The sequence below is a fragment of the Thermobifida sp. genome, from assembly GCF_017577275.1.
GTDB lineage: Bacteria > Actinomycetota > Actinomycetes > Streptosporangiales > Streptosporangiaceae > Thermobifida > Thermobifida fusca.
This window is the reverse complement of the sequence record NZ_PITY01000025.1, coordinates 1-18,068: the sequence shown is the minus strand read 5'-3', so window position 1 is coordinate 18,068 and position 18,068 is coordinate 1. Positions and strand designations below refer to the sequence as shown.

The 18,068-nt window shown below is 68.8% G+C and carries 19 protein-coding genes and 1 pseudogene; 12 read left to right on the top strand and 8 right to left on the bottom strand.

Annotation, left to right across the window (positions count from 1 at the left end; all coding sequences use genetic code 11):
- Positions 1–47: 47 nt before the first annotated feature.
- Positions 48–1,151: a histidinol-phosphate transaminase gene (locus CW348_RS12750; RefSeq protein ID WP_011291598.1), complete on the bottom strand. Its 1,104-nt coding sequence runs from the start codon at positions 1,149–1,151 to the stop codon at positions 48–50.
- Entirely contained in the window at positions 1,148–2,455 is a 1,308-nt protein-coding gene (hisD, locus tag CW348_RS12745; RefSeq protein WP_038043568.1) for a histidinol dehydrogenase, read from the bottom strand. The genes CW348_RS12750 and hisD overlap by 4 nt, the downstream gene beginning before the upstream one ends.
- 230 nt (positions 2,456–2,685) lie before the next feature.
- On the opposite strand from hisD, the gene CW348_RS12740 reads away from it, so the two are divergent.
- The 3 genes from CW348_RS12740 to CW348_RS12730 all read left to right on the top strand — a co-directional run bounded on the left by CW348_RS12740 (position 2,686) and on the right by CW348_RS12730 (position 5,452).
- A complete protein-coding gene (locus CW348_RS12740; RefSeq protein WP_011291596.1) occupies positions 2,686–3,363 on the top strand; it encodes an LON peptidase substrate-binding domain-containing protein in 678 nt (225 codons plus the stop codon).
- A 111-nt stretch (positions 3,364–3,474) separates the two neighbouring features.
- Positions 3,475–4,611: a TIGR04222 domain-containing membrane protein gene (locus CW348_RS12735; RefSeq protein ID WP_287463852.1), complete on the top strand. Its 1,137-nt coding sequence runs from the start codon at positions 3,475–3,477 to the stop codon at positions 4,609–4,611.
- A 118-nt stretch (positions 4,612–4,729) separates the two neighbouring features.
- Entirely contained in the window at positions 4,730–5,452 is a 723-nt protein-coding gene (locus CW348_RS12730; RefSeq protein ID WP_181140051.1) for a PadR family transcriptional regulator, read from the top strand.
- A gap of 42 nt (positions 5,453–5,494) precedes the next feature.
- On the opposite strand, the gene CW348_RS12725 is transcribed toward CW348_RS12730, so the two are convergent.
- Positions 5,495–6,067 (bottom strand): hypothetical protein, encoded by a 573-nt coding sequence (locus tag CW348_RS12725; protein ID WP_011291593.1) that lies wholly within the window; start codon positions 6,065–6,067, stop codon positions 5,495–5,497.
- Positions 6,068–6,133: 66 nt separating this feature from the next.
- On the opposite strand from CW348_RS12725, the gene CW348_RS12720 reads away from it, so the two are divergent.
- The 7 genes and pseudogenes from CW348_RS12720 (at position 6,134) to CW348_RS15985 (ending at position 11,155) form a co-directional block, all read left to right on the top strand.
- Positions 6,134–6,631 carry a hypothetical protein gene (locus CW348_RS12720; protein ID WP_287463849.1) on the top strand — a complete coding sequence of 166 codons (498 nt, stop codon included), beginning with the start codon at positions 6,134–6,136 and terminating at the stop codon, positions 6,629–6,631.
- A gap of 106 nt (positions 6,632–6,737) precedes the next feature.
- Positions 6,738–6,860, top strand: coding sequence for a hypothetical protein (locus CW348_RS12715; protein ID WP_255266122.1), 123 nt, complete (start codon positions 6,738–6,740; stop codon positions 6,858–6,860).
- 52 nt (positions 6,861–6,912) lie between these two features.
- Positions 6,913–8,745, top strand: coding sequence for an asparagine synthase-related protein (locus CW348_RS12710; RefSeq protein ID WP_104612995.1), 1,833 nt, complete (start codon positions 6,913–6,915; stop codon positions 8,743–8,745).
- A complete protein-coding gene (locus CW348_RS12705; protein WP_011291591.1) occupies positions 8,726–8,998 on the top strand; it encodes a lasso peptide biosynthesis PqqD family chaperone in 273 nt (90 codons plus the stop codon). The genes CW348_RS12710 and CW348_RS12705 overlap by 20 nt, the downstream gene beginning before the upstream one ends.
- Positions 8,995–9,411 carry a lasso peptide biosynthesis B2 protein gene (locus CW348_RS12700; protein WP_011291590.1) on the top strand — a complete coding sequence of 139 codons (417 nt, stop codon included), beginning with the start codon at positions 8,995–8,997 and terminating at the stop codon, positions 9,409–9,411. Before CW348_RS12705 ends, CW348_RS12700 begins: the two co-directional genes overlap by 4 nt.
- Before the next feature lie 37 nt (positions 9,412–9,448).
- A pseudogene (locus tag CW348_RS15990) lies at positions 9,449–10,270 on the top strand (ABC transporter ATP-binding protein); the annotation flags it as partial.
- The gene (locus CW348_RS15985) at positions 10,271–11,155 is read left to right on the top strand and encodes an ABC transporter ATP-binding protein (RefSeq protein ID WP_370492657.1); all 885 of its coding nucleotides are present in this window, start codon (positions 10,271–10,273) and stop codon (positions 11,153–11,155) included.
- Here the strand turns inward: CW348_RS15985 and CW348_RS12690 are convergent.
- The 3 genes from CW348_RS12690 to CW348_RS12680 form a co-directional block, all read right to left on the bottom strand.
- The gene (locus tag CW348_RS12690; RefSeq protein WP_278459682.1) at positions 11,116–12,030 is read right to left on the bottom strand and encodes a serine/threonine-protein kinase; all 915 of its coding nucleotides are present in this window, start codon (positions 12,028–12,030) and stop codon (positions 11,116–11,118) included. The genes CW348_RS15985 and CW348_RS12690 overlap by 40 nt on opposite strands.
- 137 nt (positions 12,031–12,167) lie before the next feature.
- Positions 12,168–12,971 (bottom strand): NAD(P)-dependent oxidoreductase, encoded by an 804-nt coding sequence (locus CW348_RS12685; RefSeq protein WP_104612996.1) that lies wholly within the window; start codon positions 12,969–12,971, stop codon positions 12,168–12,170.
- Positions 12,972–13,670: 699 nt separating this feature from the next.
- A complete protein-coding gene (locus CW348_RS12680) occupies positions 13,671–14,333 on the bottom strand; it encodes a PaaI family thioesterase (RefSeq protein WP_011291586.1) in 663 nt (220 codons plus the stop codon).
- A 309-nt stretch (positions 14,334–14,642) separates the two neighbouring features.
- Here CW348_RS12680 and CW348_RS12675 point away from each other — a divergent pair, with 309 nt between their 5' ends.
- Both CW348_RS12675 and CW348_RS12670 read left to right on the top strand, forming a co-directional pair.
- A complete protein-coding gene (locus CW348_RS12675; protein ID WP_061783576.1) occupies positions 14,643–15,374 on the top strand; it encodes an AzlC family ABC transporter permease in 732 nt (243 codons plus the stop codon).
- On the top strand, positions 15,371–15,685 hold the full coding sequence (locus tag CW348_RS12670) for an AzlD domain-containing protein (protein ID WP_011291584.1): 315 nt from the start codon (positions 15,371–15,373) through the stop codon (positions 15,683–15,685). The genes CW348_RS12675 and CW348_RS12670 overlap by 4 nt, the downstream gene beginning before the upstream one ends.
- 186 nt (positions 15,686–15,871) lie before the next feature.
- On the opposite strand, the gene CW348_RS12665 is transcribed toward CW348_RS12670, so the two are convergent.
- Both CW348_RS12665 and CW348_RS12660 read right to left on the bottom strand, forming a co-directional pair.
- Positions 15,872–16,057 (bottom strand): hypothetical protein, encoded by a 186-nt coding sequence (locus CW348_RS12665; protein ID WP_227480842.1) that lies wholly within the window; start codon positions 16,055–16,057, stop codon positions 15,872–15,874.
- 509 nt (positions 16,058–16,566) lie between these two features.
- Positions 16,567–17,448, bottom strand: a complete 882-nt coding sequence (locus CW348_RS12660) for a hypothetical protein (protein WP_104612997.1) — start codon at positions 17,446–17,448, stop codon at positions 16,567–16,569.
- Positions 17,449–18,068 lie beyond the last annotated feature (620 nt).

Here is an 18,068-nt window from a genome sequence, read left to right as displayed (position 1 = left end):
TACACATCCGCCGGATATCGAATCTATCTGTCAGGCAAGGACCGCGGTCAGGCGCGCCCCGTCGCCGTGAGCAACGCCTCTCGGAAGATCGCCATCTCCTCGGGGGTGCCGACGGTGACCCGCAGCCATTCGGGCGGTCCCACTTCCCGGATGAGCACCCCCTGGTCCAGAAGGTGCTGGAAGACCGCCGAGCGGTCGGGGAACCGCCCGAAGAGGACGAAGTTGGCGTCGGAGTCGGCGACCTCGAAGCCGTGGGCGCGCAGCCAGTCGACGAGGGCGTCGCGTTCGGCGCGGAGGGTGGCGACCGCACTCAGCAGTTCGTCGGCGTACCGCAGGGCAGTCAAGGCTACCGCCTGGGTCACGGTCGACAAGTGGTAGGGCAGCCGCACCAGTTGCAGGGCGTCGACGACAGCCGGGTGCGCGGCCAGGTAGCCCAAGCGGACCCCTGCCATGGCGAACGCCTTGGACATGGTGCGCGACACGATGACGTTGGGGTAGGTGCGCAGCAGCGACAGCGCGCTGGGGGTCCCTTCCCGGCGGAATTCGGCGTACGCCTCGTCCACGACGACGACACCGGGGGCGGCTGCAGCGATCGCCTCCACCGTGGCCAGCGGGAGCGCGGTCCCGGTGGGGTTGTTGGGCGAGGTGAGGAAGACGACGGACGGCTCGTGTTCTTTGACCGCGGCGACGGCGGCGTCCGCATCCACGTCGAAGTCTGCGGTGCGGGGGACCGACACCCATTCGGTGGCGGTGCCGCGCGCGATGATCGGGTGCATGGAGTAGGACGGTTCGAACCCTAGGGCTTTGTGCCCGGGCCCGCCGAACGCCTGCAGGATCTGCTGGAGGATCTCGTTGGAGCCGTTGGCTGCCCACACGTTGGCGGCGTCCACCCCGTGGCCGAGGTAGTCGGCGAGGGCCTGGCGCAGGGCGGTTGCTTCGCGGTCGGGGTAGCGGTTGAGGCCGACGGCGGCTTCCGCGGCGGCACGGCCGATCGCCTCCACCAGTTCCGGGGACGGCGGGTACGGGTTCTCGTTGGTGTTGAGGACCGCTTTCACCGTCAACTGGGGGGCGCCGTAGGGGGCCTGGCCGCGCAGGTCGTCGCGGAGCGGCAGGTCGTCGATGCTGAATCCGGTGTGTCCGAAGTCGCTCACGCCTGCTGTTCCTCCCGGGGGATGCGCGCGGTGACAGCCGCACCGTGCGCGGGCAGGTCTTCGGCTTCGGCGAGGGCCACCACGTGGTGGGCGACTTCGGCCAGTGCGGCACGGTCGTATTCGACGACGTGGATGCCGCGCAGGAAGCTCTGCACGCTCAGTCCCGAGGAGTGGACGGCCACCCCGCCGGTGGGGAGCACGTGGTTGGAACCCGCGCAGTAGTCTCCCAGCGACACCGGAGAGTGGTCGCCGATGAAGATCGCTCCCGCGTTGCGGACGCGGGCGGCAACGGACTGGGCGTCGGCGGTCATGACCTCCAGGTGTTCGGGGGCATAGGCGTTGACGACGTCCAGGCCGTGGTCGATGTCGTCGACGAGGACAATGCCGGACTGGGGGCCGCCCAGGGCCTGGGTGATGCGTTCCCGGTGCTTGGCGGCGGGAACCTGGCGCGCGAGTTCGGCTTCCACGCGGTCGGCGAGGGCGGTTGACGGGGTGACGAGGACCGAGGCGGCGACGACGTCGTGTTCGGCCTGGCTGATCAGGTCCGCTGCCACGTAGGCGGGGTTGGCGGTGTCGTCGGCGAGGATGGCGATCTCGGTCGGCCCTGCCTCGGAGTCGATGCCGATGATGCCTTTGAGGAGGCGTTTGGCGGCGGCGACCCAGATGTTTCCGGGGCCGGTCACCATGCTGACGGGAGCGCACTCGCCCGCACCGTACGCGAACATGGCGATGGCCTGGGCACCGCCCACGGCGTACACCTCGTCTACGCCGAGCAGGGCACAGGCCGCCAGGATGGTGGGGTGCGGCAGTCCACCGAATTCGGCCTGCGGCGGGGAGGCCACGGCGAGGGAGGGCACCCCGGCTTCTTGGGCGGGCACGACGTTCATGACCACGCTGGAGGGGTAGACGGCACGGCCACCGGGCACGTACAGCCCGACCCGGTCGACGGGCACCCAGCGTTCGGTGACGGTTCCTCCGGGCACGACCCGGGTGGTGGTGTCGGTGCGGCGCTGGTCGCGGTGGACGATGCGGGCCCGGCGGATCGCCTCTTCCAGTGCGGCGCGCACGGTCCGGTCAAGTCCGGCGAGGGCGGTTTCCAGCGCGTCGGCGGGCACCCGGATGTGGGCGGGGCGCACGCCGTCGAAGCGCTCCCCTAGCTCGATCAACGCCTCAACCCCGCGATGGCGTACGTCTTCGCAGATGGGTCGGACTTTTTCGACTGCGGACGCGACGTCTATCTCAGCGCGCGGCAGTGATGCGCGCGGGTCTGCGGGGTTGCCTCGAAGATCGATTCGGGAGATCACGGACCTCATTGTAGGGGTGGTGCCGCACCGCAGCGCCTGGGGCAGCGCTCCCCTGGGTCTCCTGTCCTGGACAGCGCGAGGCGGGACGGCTCCTCGTCGTAGAGCGCTGCCGCGGCGGAGGGCCGCCTGGTCCGCACTGCTGTTGCCGGGGAGTTGTCGAGTCTCGGCGCGCCGCGGCAGGCCCGGTCTGCGGGCGCGTACCGTCCGCCACGGCCGGGCATACTGGGACGATGTCCACCACGTTGCCGCTCTTTCCACTCGGCTCGGTCCTCTTCCCTGGGATGACCATGGCCCTGCACGTGTTCGAGGACCGCTATCTGACCCTGGTGAACGACCTGCTCAGCCTGCCGGCAGACCAGCCCCGCCGGTTCGGGGTCGTCGGCATCACCCTGGGCCACGAGGTCGGGGAGAAAGCAGCGCACCAGTGGGCCGACGTGGGGTGCACCGCCGAGATCAGCACGGTGCAGCGCCGTCCCAATTCGAGTGTCGACCTCGTGGTCACGGGGGTGGAGCGTTTCCGGGCGGTGGAGTGGCTCGCCCCGGATGGGACCACGCCCTACCTGCGGGCGCAGACGGTGCCGCTGGCGGAGGAGGTCGGCGAGGAGGCCGAGGTGTGGCGGGAGCGCGCCGCCCACCACTTCGCGGTGTACTTGGAGCGTCTCGACCGGATTGGGATCATCGTGGCCGACGACACGGACCTTCCTAAGGATCCGGTGGCGGCCTCCTACGCGTTGGCCGACGCCATCGTGCTGGATATGCCGGACAAGCAGGCGCTGTTGGAGGCCGACTCCGCGGCGGAGCGGTTGGCCCGCGCCGTGGAGCTGCTCCGGCGAGAAAACCGGGTGCTTTCTGCGTTGCGGTTGCTTCCTGCGGGGCGCTTCCCGCACCAGGTGATCAACCTGAACTGACCGGCGGGGTGCGGGGTTGGGGCCTGCGGGGCGTGCCGCTCTTTCCAGACGCGGCGGACCAGCCTACTGTGATCAATATCCGGTTGACACAGGACAGGCGAGGAGTCCGCGATGGTCGCCGCGATCGTGTGGGGCACGGTGCTGCACTACCTGCTCATCACGTTCTGTTATGCGGCGACTCGGATCCGTTATTCGCAGGTGCGGGCGTCCGGTCCGCGGCGTCCCCCGGTGGGTGTGGATGAACTCGACCCGTACGAACTCGCCCTGCTTGCGGGGGGACGCCCTCGGGTGGGGGAGGTCGCGGTAGCCGAGCTGTTCCTCACTGGGCGGATCACCGCGTGGGGTCCGGGCATGGTGGCCGGGGTCGCGCAGCAGTCTGCTCCAGCTCCGCCCGGCCTGTCGGATTCCCCGTTCGTGCGGGCGCTCTCCGTCCGCCTCGCGGTCAACCGCCCCCTCGCAGTGGACCGGTTGGTCTCCGCAGCGACGTGCGGGGATGCGATCACTGCTGTGCTGTGGCGGCTGCGCCGCCTCGGATTGTTCCTGCCGCCGGAGCGGTTGCGCGCCATGGCCGTGCTCCGCAGGGCCGCGTGGCTGTCCCAGTTGGTGCTAGGGGCCGTGACGGTGCTGGCCGCGGGGTTCCTGGTGGGGTGGACGGTGTCGTCGGCACCGGCGAACCGTTCTCTTGTCCCGCTGCTGCTGGTCGTGTTGCTGGGCTATCCCTTCCTGCTGCATGTGGCGTTCCGCGCTGCGGGCGGGCTGGGGGCGGTCGGGATGGCAGCGCTCGTGGTTGCGGTGAGCGGGGCGGTGGGCGGGTTTTCGCGGGCGGAGTCGCTGGTTGCCGCGGTGCTGTTCGGGGGCTGGTTCGTGTCGTACGCGGCCTACTGGGCGACCGGGGGCAGGCTGGGGCCGCGCACCGTTGCCGGGGACGTGCTGTTGGCGGAGGCCCGTGCGGAGCTGGCAACGCGCCGGGATGTGCGGGCGCTGCTGCAGGCGACCGCGGTGGTGGGGCTGCGCGGGCTGCGGGCGGGCAAGGCTCTGGCGCTGGGGTCGCCTCGGGTGGGGCGGCTGATCGCCTTCGCCACGGCCTGCGCCTCCTCCTTCGGCGCCGTGGACCGGGGGGTGGGGGGCGACTTCGGGTGGGACGGGAGGCGGGGCAACTGGATGACGCGCGGGGAGATCCCGCCGCTGCCGTCTCCCCCGCCGCGGGACGGGCACCACCGGGACCGGCCGCCCGGTGAGCGTCCCTGACCCCTGCTACGGCCAGTGAACTCTTCCCTCCCAGGCATTGCCAGCGATCGATATCCGATATATCGTTTAAATGTCGATAGTCAAAAGACTGTCTTATGTGTTCGGAGAGGAGGGGACGATGGTCGCTATGGCGATACCTGCGGGGTGGCGCACGGTCGGGCCGGGCAGTTTCTTCCGCCAGGCTGCGGGCTGCCGCGCACGTCGTCACGCTGGCCACCACCACGGATGGCACTTCGCCCACCACGGCGGTTTCCCGCCGCCGATTCCCCCCGGCCCGTGGCCGCCGCCCGGCGGCCCGGCCTTCGGCGGCCCGCGGGGCCCCTTCGAGTTCCATGGTCCCCGGGGCGGCCGCGGCATGCGCGCCCGGCGCGGCGACGTGCGCACCGGCATCCTGCTGCTCCTGGCTGAACGGCCGATGAGCGGCTACGAGATCATCAAGGAGGGCCGCGAGCGCAGCAACGGAGTGTGGCGGCTGAGCCCCGGCTCGGTCTACCCGGTGCTGCAGCAGCTGGAAAGCGAAGGCCTCGTCACGCTCGCCGCTACCGGCGTGGGCCGTCGCCGCCCGTATGAGCTGACAGAGCAGGGCCACGCCTACGTTGCCGAGCACGCTGCGGAGCTGACCCCGCCGTGGGAGAGCGCCGCGCAAGAGTACGAGGAGACCCACGCCCGGCATCTGGAGCTGGCGTCACTCGCCTCCCAGTTGACCGCGGCGGTGGCCCAGGTCTCCCAGGTAGGCACCGACGCCCAGGTGGAGCGAGTCAAGCAACTGCTGGTCAAGGCGCGCAAGAGCGTCTACCGCATCCTCGCGGAGGATGACCTCTCCGACGATGAAGAGCTGTAGCTCGCCCGTCGGGGCCTCGGCTGGGTGGAGCACTCCCGCCGTCTAGGCAGCGCTGGGGCGGCCTTCCTGCGGGGCGGCCGCCTCTTCCGCGGTCTTCTCGGCCTCGCGGGCCTTGTCGCTCTGACGGAGCATGAGCGCTTCAAACAGGCCGTACTGGAGGACGGCGCTGAACGACCACAGGAGCAGCGCGCTGTGGGCCCGCAAGGTCAGACCCGCGGGGACGACGTCACCCGGGGCGGCCAGGGCCAGCGCGCGTTCTGCGGCGTGGAAGTCGAGTCCAGCCCCCACTCCCCAGGCGGTGAAGGAGCCCGCCACGGTCCCCGCGGCGAGGCCGAGCAGGGTGGCCAGTCGCAGGTCCAGGCGGTGGCGGTGCGAGATCCGCTGCTGAAGGAGGTAGCAGGTGTAGCCGACCACCAGTCCGGCGACCAGCATCATGATCGAGTAGTAGCCGTCGACCGCGAACCAGGTCTGGGAGAGCGGGTAGTAGGCGAGCCCTTGCGAGGTGACGGTCGCCTCGGGGCGCGGGGCGATCAGCCACCACAGCAGCCCGAGCGGCACCCCGAGCAGGGTGACTCCGCCGAAGACCACTGCTCCCACGGCGAGTGTGCGCCCCATGACCGGCTCCCACCTGTCTTCTCCGGGTCGTACCGCCTTGAGCGTATCCCCTGCGGGGGAGACAGGGTGACATACCACCGCCGGCCCGCCTCTTCAACAGAAAAACCGGTGTGCCCCCGGCCACAGCGGCCCGCACCCCCTGTTCTTCCTGCGAAAACCTTTTCGCTAGACCAGAGAAATCCCGAAAAATTCTTCCCCTCGTCTTTGAATATTCAAATACTTTCGGATCTATTCCTGCACAAGGTCTTCTTCTGGCAGCCGGGCGGCAATCTTTTTTCACCCCACCTCTCTCTAGCGCCCGTTCTTTTTTGTTCTCAACTGCACGAAATCAGTGGTCAGCGCCGGATCGGCGGATCCCACACTCCAGGGCAGAACCCGCACGCATCCCGGGGCGAAACACCTCGCTCATCAGACCTCTCCCCCGCGCCCCACACGCAACCGCAGACCGGACAGCACCCCAATAAAATCCGTTTTGAGCAGCAGAAACGATCGTCTTCACCGGGACGTTATCCGACAGACCACGCGGTCTTTTTCTCCTTTAAACGTCTTACCAATCCTTTCTGACCTCATCTGTTGCCATATGTCACTAGATCCCCTAACCTTTGTGCCACGTGCCGGCAGTTACACAGAGCGCTCACTCCGATACGGCTATTCCAAAGGAGAGGTAGAGATGGAAAAGAAGAAGTACACCGCTCCGCAGCTCGCTAAGGTCGGCGAATTCAAGGAGGCCACCGGCTGGTACACCGCGGAATGGGGCCTCGAGCTGATCTTCGTCTTCCCGCGCTTCATCTGATAGATAGTAGGAATTCCACACAAAAATATCTGTCATTCTCGCCGGAGGACCAGTGGTCGGTTGCATCAGTCCTTACTTCGCTGTTTTCCCTGATAAGGACGTTCTCGGGCAGGCAACCGACCGCCTTCCGGCAGCCCAGACGCTGGCGTCCCACCCTTCGGGACGCCCTTGGCTTGTAGGCGCGCTCCCCGCCGACCAGCTCCTGCTGGTCGAGGCCGGGGAGCGCCGCCTCGCCGTGATCGGACACTGTTCGGCTGAGCCTGAGCGGCTGCGTGCGGAACTCGCCCAGATCGACGACGTGGCCCAGTTCGACCGCCTCGCGCGCACCCTGGACGGCAGCTTTCACCTGGTCGTGGTCGTCGGCGACCAGATGCGGATCCAAGGAAGCGTGTCCGGGCTCCGCCGAGTCTTCCACGCCCACGTCGGTACAGCCCGAATCGCCGCGGACCGCTCCGACGTGCTCGCCGCGGTACTCGGCGTCTCCCCCGACCCGGACGTGCTCGCGCTGCGGATGTTCAACGGCCTGCCCTACCCGCTCAGCGAGCTGCCCCCATGGCCCGGGGTGGAGCACGTCCCCGCCTGGCACTACCTCAGCCTCGGCTTGCATGACGGCCGCCACCGGGTCGTCCAGTGGTGGCATCCCCCGGAAGCGGAACTCGACGTCACCGCCGCAGCTCCCCTGCTGCGCACTGCCCTGGCCGGAGCCGTGGACACCCGCACCCGCGGTGGCGGAGTGGTTAGCGCCGACCTGTCCGGCGGGCTCGACTCCACTCCCCTCTGCGCCCTGGCCGCTCGCGGCCCGGCCAAAGTCGTCGCCCTGACCTTCAGCAGCGGCCTTGACACGGACGATGATCTCCGCTGGGCGAAGATCGCCCACCAGTCCTTTCCCTCGGTGGAGCACGTGGTGCTCTCCCCCGAGGACATCCCCGGCTTCTACGCTGGCCTCGACGGGGAGTTCCCCCTGTTGGACGAACCGTCCGTGGCCATGTTGAGCACGCCGCGCATTCTGAGCCGGCTGCACACGGCCCGCGCCCACGGCTCCCGCCTGCACATGGACGGCCTGGGCGGCGACCAGCTCCTCACCGGATCGCTCAGCCTCTACCACGATCTGCTCTGGCAGCGGCCGTGGACTGCCTTGCCGCTCATCCGCGGCCACCGCCTCCTGGCGGGACTGTCGCTGTCAGAGACCTTCGCTTCGCTCGCTGACCGCCGTGACCTCCGCGCATGGCTTGCCGATATCCGGCACTCCATCGCCACGGGAGAACCGCCGCGCCGCTCCCTGTTCGGATGGGACGTCCTGCCCAAGTGCGGGCCGTGGCTGACCGCCGAGGCGCGCGAGCGCGTGCTGGCCCGCTTCGACGCGGTCCTGGAGTCGCTGGAGCCTCTCGCCCCGACCCGAGGCAGGCACGCTGACCTGGCCGCGATCCGCGCGGCCGGCCGCGACCTGCGACTGCTGCACCAGCTCGGCAGCAGCGACCTGCCCCGCATGGAATCGCCGTTCCTCGACGACCGCGTGGTGGAGGCCTGCCTTCAGGTGCGCCACGAAGGCCGGATGAACCCGTTCGAATTCAAGTCCCTCATGAAAACGGCCATGGCTTCCCTCCTCCCCGCGGAGTTCTTGACCCGCCAGTCGAAGACCGACGGCACTCCGCTCGCTGCGGAGGGGTTCACCGAACAACGCGATCGCATCATCCAGATATGGCGGGAGTCCCGACTGGCGGAACTGGGGCTCATCCACCCCGACGTGCTCGTGGAACGGGTCAAACAGCCCTACTCGTTCCGGGGCCCGGACTGGGGCATGGAGCTCACCCTCACCGTCGAGCTGTGGCTGCGGTCCCGCGAACGTGTCCTCCAAGGAGCAAACGGTGGAGACAACAGGAGCTGAATTCCGGCTACGTCCCGAGATCTCAGTCGCGCAAACCGACTACGGCATGGTGCTGCTGGACGGCCGCAGCGGTGAGTACTGGCAGCTCAACGACACCGCGGCGCTGATCGTGCAGCGGCTGCTGGACGGGCACTCCCCCGCCGACGTGGCCCAGTTCCTCACCAGCGAATACGAGGTGGAGCGGACCGACGCGGAACGCGACATCGCCGCGCTCGTCACCAGCCTGAAAGAGAACGGGATGGCGCTGCCATGAGCGAGAACGTAGTGCTGCAGCGCAGCAACGTGCGCCTGTCGTGGCGGACGAAGTGGGCGGCGCGCTGCGCGGTGGGAGCGGCCCGGCTCTTGGCCCGCAAACCCCCGGAGCGGATCCGCGCTACCCTGCTGCGTCTCCGGGGCGAGGTGCGGCCCGCCACCTACGAAGAGGCCAAAGCCGCCCGGGACGCGGTGCTCGCGGTCAGCCTGCGCTGCGCCGGACTGCGGGCCTGCCTGCAGCGTTCGCTGGCTATCGCACTGCTGTGCCGGATGCGCGGCACCTGGGCCACCTGGTGTGTGGGGGTTCCCCGCCGCCCGCCGTTCATCGGACACGCCTGGGTGGAGGCCGAAGGACGCCTCGTGGAAGAAGGCGTCGGCTACGACTACTTCAGCCGTCTGATCACCGTGGACTGACCCTGCCGTGCCTCTGTCTCCTCCCCGCTCCCTGCGCCTGCTCGTCGCCCACCTGTGGCCGCACCGCCGGGCCGTGGCCTTCGGTGCGCTCCTCGGACTGCTCGGCGGTATCGGCACCCTGGCTGAGCCGCTGGTGGCCATGGCCGTGGTGGACGCACTAGGAGAAGGGTCCCCGCTGGGCTGGCTGCTGGCCCTGCTCACCGTGCTGGTCGTCGGCGGGGCCGCGCTTGCCGGGCTGAGCTCCTATGTGCTGCACCGCACCGCCGAGAGCATGGTCGCCGCGGCCCGGAGACGCCTGGTCTCCCACATTCTGCTGCTCCGCGTGCCCGAGCTCGACCGGCTCAAGCCCGGCGACCTGCTCTCCCGGGTGACGTCCGACACCACCTACATCCGTTCCGCGGCCGGCCAGGCCCTGGTCGACTCCGGGAGCGCGCTGCTGGTCGCGATCGGCTCGATCGTGCTCATGGCCTGGATCGACCTGCCGCTGCTGCTGGTGTGCCTGGCCGTGATCGGGGTGATCGGGGTGGGGTCGGCCGTGATGATGCCGCCGATCCGCAGGGCCAACGAACGTTCGCAGCGGGCTGTGGGCGAGGTGGGCGCGCTGGTGGAGCGCGCACTGGGCGCGTTCCGCACGCTCAAAGCCAGCTCAGCGGAGCGGCGGGAGATCAGCGCGGCCAAGGCCGCGGTGCGGACCGCGTGGCGGGAAGGGGTGCGTTCCGCGGCGTGGACCGCGGCGACCAACGTCGCTGTTGTCGTCACGTCGCAGGCCGCGTTCCTCGTGGTGCTGGGGGCAGGCGGCGCCCGGGTAGCGATGGGGGCGATCGACGTCTCCGAGCTGATCGCGTTCCTGCTCTACCTGATGCGGCTCACCGGTTTCGTCGCCCAACTGGCGCAGGCGGTCAGCAGCCTGCAGAGCGGGCTGGCTGCGATGCGCCGCATCGCGGAAGTGGAGCAGCTCCCAGTGGAGCACATCGGCGTACCGCCGCGGCGCACCCCGGCCGCGACCTCCGCGGCTTCGGTCTCGTTCACCGGGGTGTCGTTCCGGTACCGCGAGGACGGGCCGTGGACCTTGCGGAATGTGACGCTGGACGTGCCCGCGGGCGGGCTGACCGCACTGGTGGGCCCCTCCGGGGCAGGGAAGACTACGCTGTTTTCCCTGGTGGAGCGGTTCTACGATCCGCATGAGGGCGTGGTCGCCATCGACGGCGTCGACGTGCGCGACATTCCGCTGGTCCGGCTGCGGTCCATGATCGGCTACGTGGAGCAGGACGCCCCCATCCTGGCGGGCACGCTGCGCGACAACCTCTGCTTTGCGGCCCCACACGCCGACGAAGAAGAGATCCGGCGGGTCGTGGAACTCACCCGGCTCACCTCTCTCGTGGAGCGGCTGCCGGACGGGTTGGACACGCAGGTCGGCCACCGGGGCACCACCTTGTCGGGGGGTGAGCGCCAGCGGGTGGCGATCGCCCGGGCCCTGCTGCGGCGGCCCCGGCTGCTGCTGTTGGACGAGGCGACGTCGCAGTTGGACGCGACCAACGAGACCGCGCTGCGGGACGTGGTCGTCGCTATCGCGAAGACGACGACGGTCATCATCATCGCGCACCGGTTGTCGACGGTGGTGGACGCGGACCGGATCGCGGTTGTGGAAGGCGGCCGGATTCGGGCCGTGGGCAGACACACCGACCTGCTTCTCATCGACGACCTCTACCGGGAGCTGATCGAAGCCCAGCTTCTCGCGTCGTGAACGGGCTGGTGCCCGTCCCGGAGGGCGCGGATTGCTGCGGCGAGTTCCGCTGCCGCGGGCCTGCGGTCCGGGTCGGTGTCCAAGGCGGCCTGCACCCAGGGCAGCAGCAGGCTGGGGGTGCCGCGCAGGTCGGCTTCCCCGTGGAGGACGCGTTCCACGGTCTGCCGCAGTGTGCCGGATCCGAACGGCCGCCGCCCGGTGGCGGCGTAGGCGACGAGGCCGCCCCAGGCGAAGACGTCGGCGGCGGGTCCGGGAACGCGGTGGTGGAACTGTTCTGGGCTGATCCACCCGGGGGACCCGAGGATCTTGCCGCTGTCCGCGTCGCCGGTTTCGCTGGTGCGCCGGGCGATCCCGAAGTCGATGATCTTCGGGCCGTCTCCGGCGAGGAGGACATTGCCGGGTTTGAGGTCGCGGTGCACGATCCCGGCACGGTGGAGGGCCGCGACCGCTTCGGCCAGCCCGGCGGCGAACTCGAGGAGCTCTACCCCCATGAGCGGTCCTTCCGCGTCGACGCGGCGGCCCACGGTGGGGCCTGCGATGTAGCGCATGGCCAGCCAGGGCCGCTCGGTGTGGATGTCGGCGTCGAGGAGCGGGGCCGTGTACGTGTCGGCGACCTCCCTCAGCAGGGCGACTTCGCGGGCGAACCGGTTCCGGCAAGTGGTGTTGGCGGCGACCATCGGGTGGAGGACTTTGACTGCCACCCAGTGGCCTGCGGAGTCGAGGGCGGCGTAGACCGCCGCGGCGCCTCCGGTGCCGATCCGTTCGACGATCCGGTGCCCGCCGATCTGCTCCGGCTCTTCCTCGGGTTCGTCGGTGCTTTCGACGTCGTCGACGAGGGCGTAGGGAACCGTGCCCAGTTCACCAGAAACCGCCATGAAAGTCCCCCCGAACGCAAACCAGTCAGGCACTCACTTACCGGCCGCCACTTCCCAAACCGCCCACTTTTCTCACATGGGTGCGGGGAGAAATCCCGGCGTGGTCCTGGAGTGCCCGCGGGTGGGCGGATGTCCGGCTAGGTGAGGCGGTCGGCGTCCAGGTCGGGTTCGCAGAAGAGACCGCCGACGGTGGGCCCTTCGGGGTCGAGGTCTTCTTCCGGAGCGTCCCCTTCCCACTTGTCGGCGAACACTTCAGCGTCGTCGCGGGGGGTGTATCCCAGGGCACGGGCCTCGTCCAGGGACCACCAGCGCCGGGTGTTGTCGGAGACGCCCCACACCACCCGGAATCCCGGGGAGGGCGCGCGCAGGCAGGCTTCGACGAGGTTCGCGCAGTCGTCGGGGGACAGCCAGGTGGCCAGCCCGTGGCGGCCGAAGGGGTGGGGTCCGCAGTAGCCGATGCGCAGGCAGATGATGTCCATGCCGTAGCGGTCGGCGTACAGGCTGCCCAGGGCTTCCAGGGCGACTTTGCTGACCCCGTAGTAGGTGTCGGGTCGGGGGAACAGGTAGTCGGGGGCGGTGCCCGCAGCACGGGGGTGGAATCCTACGGCGTGGTTGGAGCTGGCCAGCACCATGCGGGTGACTCCGGCCCGGCGGGCCGCTTCTACTGCCACGTATCCGCCGTGGATGTTGGTGTGCAGGATTTCTTCCCACGGCGCTTCGGTGCTGCGGGCAGCCAGGTGGACTACGGCGTCCACCCCGTCCATCGCCTCGGTCATCGCGTCCAGGTCGGTCGCATCACAGGTGACGATCTCCACGCCCGGCCCGGGTTCGAGCGGGCGACGGTCGTGCAGGCGGAGGATACGTCCGGGGCGGACCATGCGGGGGCGCAGCAGGGTGCCGATCCGGCCTCCTGCACCGGTGATGAGGATGCGTTCGGTCATGGGCGTATCTTTCTAGGTGCGCCGATCGGGGGAGAAGCCGGGGCGGTTTCCGCAGGGCGTAGGCAGGCAGCGCCGGCCGGGTTCCGTACTTCGTGTCTGGCTGCGGGGAGGCGGCGCTGACGGCAGAGGGGGTGCCGCCTGCCGGTCGTGTGAGGCGGGGTTCGGGCATCCCGCGCCTTCGCGGGCGGGACCTCGGGGCTGACTGCCGCTTCGCTCAGGGGTGTCCTCGTGGGACTGTGCCCCCCGGGGCGTTGGAGCACCGCTGTTCGGCTGCTGGCCGCTTCCCGGGCCTGGCAGGGCAGGCGCCTGCTCCCCTGCGGGTGCTGTTCGATGGCTTACCCGGCGGCGGGCACAGGAATGCGCGGATGTCCCATGCCGGTCTCGGCTCGAGTGTGCCTCGGAACTGAGGACGGGGCGCAGCGCGGCGTAGACAGGGGGCTGGGGCCGGTGTGCTGCCTGGGTGGGCCGGTGCACCCGTGGGGTGGCGAGGTGTCCGGCCCGCACGCTTAGGGTCTCCGACTGGGCGCGGGCTCTGCTGCCGGGGCGGGGTGGCTGGGTCGGGCAGCAGGGGGTTTGTGGGGATGGGTGGGGCGCAGGGCTGGGAGTGCCTGCCTGGGGGCCGTGGGTTGGTGCGGCGGCTCGCCCGTGCTGGTTTCGGGTGCCTTCCCGGCCCACGGGACGTGGGGGTGGACTGTGGGGCTAGGCAGGCGGGGTTTCCAACTGCACCATGATGGCCCGGCCTTCCGCGGTGACTTCGCCGTTGCAGCGGATCTCCCCGGAGACGAACACTTTGCGGCGTTCCACGCCGGTGATCCGCGAGGAGACGACCAGCGGCGTGTTGAGCGGTGTGGGACGGCGGTAGTCGACGGTGAGGTTGCCGGTCAGGCAGACGCGGCCGAAGACAGCGGTGGCTTCGCCGAGCACCTGGTCGAGGAGGGCGGCGACCCACCCGCCGTGCACGAATCCGGGAGGGCCTTCGTAGAAGCTGTCGAGGGTGACTTCCCCGTAGAGGCCGTCGCCTTCGACGCGCAGGTTCTGGAGGGGGGCCATCGGGTTGGCGGGGCCGCTCACCGCGTTCGCGATCGTGTTGTAGTCGATTCGTCCGCCGTCCCACGTCTGCCGCACCATGGCGCCGACGGGACGGCGGCGGGTGTTGAGCCGCCCGGTGAGTTCTTTGACGATCCGGTTGGCTTCGGCGAGTTCGTCCGGGTCGGCCTCCGTGTGTGCCACAGCGTCGACCAGTTCCCGCACTTGGGCGACCAAGGTGCGGAGTTCCTCGGGGAGTTCGTGGCGGTCGACCACGGTGAACCCGTAGTCGGCCGGGTTAGGCAGGTCAGCGATCGGGTGTGCATCGACCGTCATGGGATTGTCATTAGCCCTTCGTCACAGGTGAACTCGGTGGGAATCGCCGCAACCACCACGATGTTACTTACGAGTAAGTCTGTGGACTACTGTACCCCGGGGAAGTCGAATGAAATTCACATTCTCGGGGATTGATACATCCTGTCCCCTCCTCCCCCGTACGGTCCGCGACGGGACGCCTGACCGCTGGCCGGATGCCCCTTCGGGCGCGCACGCTCCGCTATGGCGGTTTCACCGGGGTCTCGCCCGCCGCGGCGATAGCCAGGTCAGGTTTCTGTCTTCGGCTGCGGGTCGGCTAGGTTCTCTGGCGTGAATCGTCCAACCCCGCTGTCCCGCCTTTTCGCGCTGGCGCGCCGACCCCCCGTCCGCGACGGGTTCGGGGTCGGGCTCGCTGTCGGCCTCTCCGGCCTCGCTTTCGGCACCACGGCAACCACCGCGGGCCTCTCTGTTGCCCAGGCGTGCGTGCTCAGCCTGCTGGCGTTTACCGGCGCCTCCCAGTTCGCGCTGGCCGGGGTGGTGGCTGGAGGCGGAAACCTCATCGCGGGGGCGGTGGGCGCGCTGCTCCTCGGCTTCCGCAACACGTTGTACGGCCTGCGGATGAGCGAGCTCCTCGGCTGGCGCGGCCCAGCGCGGGCCCTCGCCGCTCACGGAGTGATCGACGAGACCACCGCGGTGGCTCTGGCGCAGCACGGGCGGGCAGACATCCGCGCCGGCTTCACCACGACTTTCGCCACCCTGTTCCTCTTGTGGAACGCCACCACTGTGATCGGCGCGATCGCGACCGAGCGCATCGGCGACCCTGCGACTTTCGGTCTCGACGTGGTGGGTCCGGCGACTTTCCTGGCCCTGCTGTGGCCGCGGTTGAAGGAAGGGAACCGCGTGCTGGCTATCGCGCTGCTGGGGGCCGCGATCGCACTGGCCACGACTCCCCTGCTGCCGCCGGGCGTCCCGGTGCTGCTGGCGTCGATCGCTGCCCTGCTCGCTTTGGGGGACCGTGCCGCGGACACCGCGCAGACCACGGTGGAGGAGGACGGGAAATGATGTTGTGGATCGCCGTGGTGGCCACCGGGCTCGGCTGCTATCTGCTCAAATACGCGGGAATGGCGGCGCCGCGTGCGCTTCTCGACCACCCGCTGGTGCGCCGGTTCGCGATGGCTGTCCCCGTGGCCCTGCTGGCCGCGCTCATCGCCCTGCAAACCGTAGCGGAGGGCAACCAGTTGGTCGTCGACCTGCCGCGGCTCGGCGGGATCGCGGCCGCGGTGGTGGCTCTCCTCCTGCGGGTCCCTTTTCTGCTCGTGCTGGTGATCGCCGCGGCGACCACGGCGAGCCTGCGGGCGCTCGGACTGGGCTGAAGCGCCGGAGCAATTCAGCACCCCGGGTTTCCCGGGTGGTGCAGCGGATTCGGAATGTCCTTCCGCTGGGGAAGACATCCGGTCGCGGGGGCGTCACAGGACAGCAATAGAGTACAGAAAATCCTTTTCTCTCCTATTCCTGCTTTTCGCCCCCTTATCGACCGAATTGTCGGTTCGCTGGTGGGGCTATCCCCGCTGCGTCTCCTGGGAAAGGTAGAGCTCGAACGCCCGGAGCACCGCCTCTGGTGCGGCACGCTCCTCGGTCTCGCCTGCAAGGAGGGTGTCTAGGTCTCCCATGGGCACAGCGGCCAGCAGGTCGCCTTGCGCTGCCGTCTCGCTGTTCTCCACGAAGCGGACGGTCGGGCTAGCCATTTCCTCTTCTTTGTCAGGCATAGCGAATGCCTTTCTCACCTGGAGAACAAATATTGCCCGAGAGTAACAGCGCCCTCACCAATAGACAACACCTTAAAGCCCGGTCTTATCCCTTTTCTTCACATCTGCGCACACAGAATTGTTCCGCGACACGGAATTCCCTGCCAGAGTCATCCGGATAAGTCGTCTCTGAGAAATCGGTGTCGGCCAGGGCCGCTGCACTGTCGCCGGACGTGCCTGCCCGCCGAGACACCTCGGCTCGACGGGCACCCCACCAGGGGGCCTTGTCCGTGGATGCCCTGGATACTCTGGACGTGGCACAGGCTTGCCGTTCCCTGGCTCAGGCTGTGACCGCGGCACTGGTCAGCTCTGCTGCACCCCACGTGCCGAGGGATGCCCGGTCGGTGCTGGACGATTGCGCAGAGAAGCCGACCGTCGCTCGGCGTTACGGGACCCCGGTGCCGCTGGCAGGGAAAGCGGGCACAGAGCGCCTCGCGGCGCTGCCGTGCTTACGCCACTTTCCGGTACCGGGAAGCGCCGATCGTGCCGCGGAGTTCCGCGCGTTCGACATCGGTCGCCGCGCCGATGTACCCGGCTAGCTCAACCAGGTCCTCTTGGCTGGCCCCTTCCCAGACGACCTGTACCCGGGTGGAGATGTCGAGGGGGATGTGGAGGACTGGACCGCTGAACGGGTCGCTGAGCACGGTGAAGCCGTCGTATTCGATGACCTGGTAGATCCTGTGGTCGTCAGGCTGCCCCTTGTACCGCCCGTTCGTCTCCTCAGGACGGTACACGTAGAGCTGGATCGGCTGGGCGCTCGCCTTCTTGACGTGCCGGTATTCCACGAGGACGTCTTGCTGCTCCGGGTGGGGCTCCACGCTGGTGAGCGTCCAGTCGGGGTGGCGGAGCACCGGGATGGCGGAATACCGGTCGTATTCAGCGCGCAGCACAGTCTGCGTCACCTGGCTCTCCGTGACAACCCCGCCGATGAGGGTGGCGAACGTGATCCCGGTGAGGATCATCGGCACTGTCCTGCGCTTGTGCAGGCTAGCAGCCACCAGGCAGACCACCACCCCGCAGGCCGCGGAAAGCCCTGTCGTCCACCACACGCTGAGGACCGTGCCGTACACCGCGGCCCGCACGATCGCATATCCCAGGGGGACGACCAGCGCGAAGGTGGTGAACACGGCGCTTCGCGGCACGCCGAGGCTGTGCAGGGTCTGGCGCAGCACTCCCCACAGCCCGATGAGGGCCAGGAGTCCCGCAAGCCCAAGGGCGATGACGGCTCCAGGGGCTAACGGGAAAGAGTCGTCCGGCCATAACAGTTCAACCGGCGCGAAGACGGTGGTGAGCGCCGCCACCGCCATCACTGCGGAGGCGAGTGCGAACACAAGGGCACCTACCGTGCGCCGCCACCACACCGGCGGGTGCTTCGTGGCGCTTCGGTCAGCGACAGGGGCGGGGGATGGAGAAACAGTCATGGTCGGTGGTCCAATCACTCTTTGGGAGCGCTCCCACAATGTAGACCATTTCTCTCGGAAATAATGCGCTGTTACTCCATCCCCAGGTGTGATGTTTCCGGCAGCCCCGCCGCGGATCCGCAGTACCACCGCACCAATCTGGTGCGTATCCCCACAATGGCGTGCGACGTACCGGACCCCAGAATTCCTCGACGTGGCGGTGAGTGCGCGCTGTCCGACCCCTGCACGCCGGAAATCCCGCGCGGGCAGCGCACCTGTCAGGTGTGCCGGACATGGCCGCCGCCGGCGGTTTCCAGCGCGTGACCGCGTTTTCCTCTTCTTCCGCTTCCGGACTACCCAGGCCGACGGAGACCCGCTTTTATCCCCGAGAATCGTAGGAGCTTTCGGCCGTCTCCTCAGGTTCTGATCGAAATTCTTGGGCGCAGACCCCCGGCTTCAGCCGTGGGGTTAGCCCATCCCTCTCGATCCTCAGACATTAGATAGATCCAAGCTGTATACTGTTCGGGTGGCTGTAACACTGCGGTCGAACA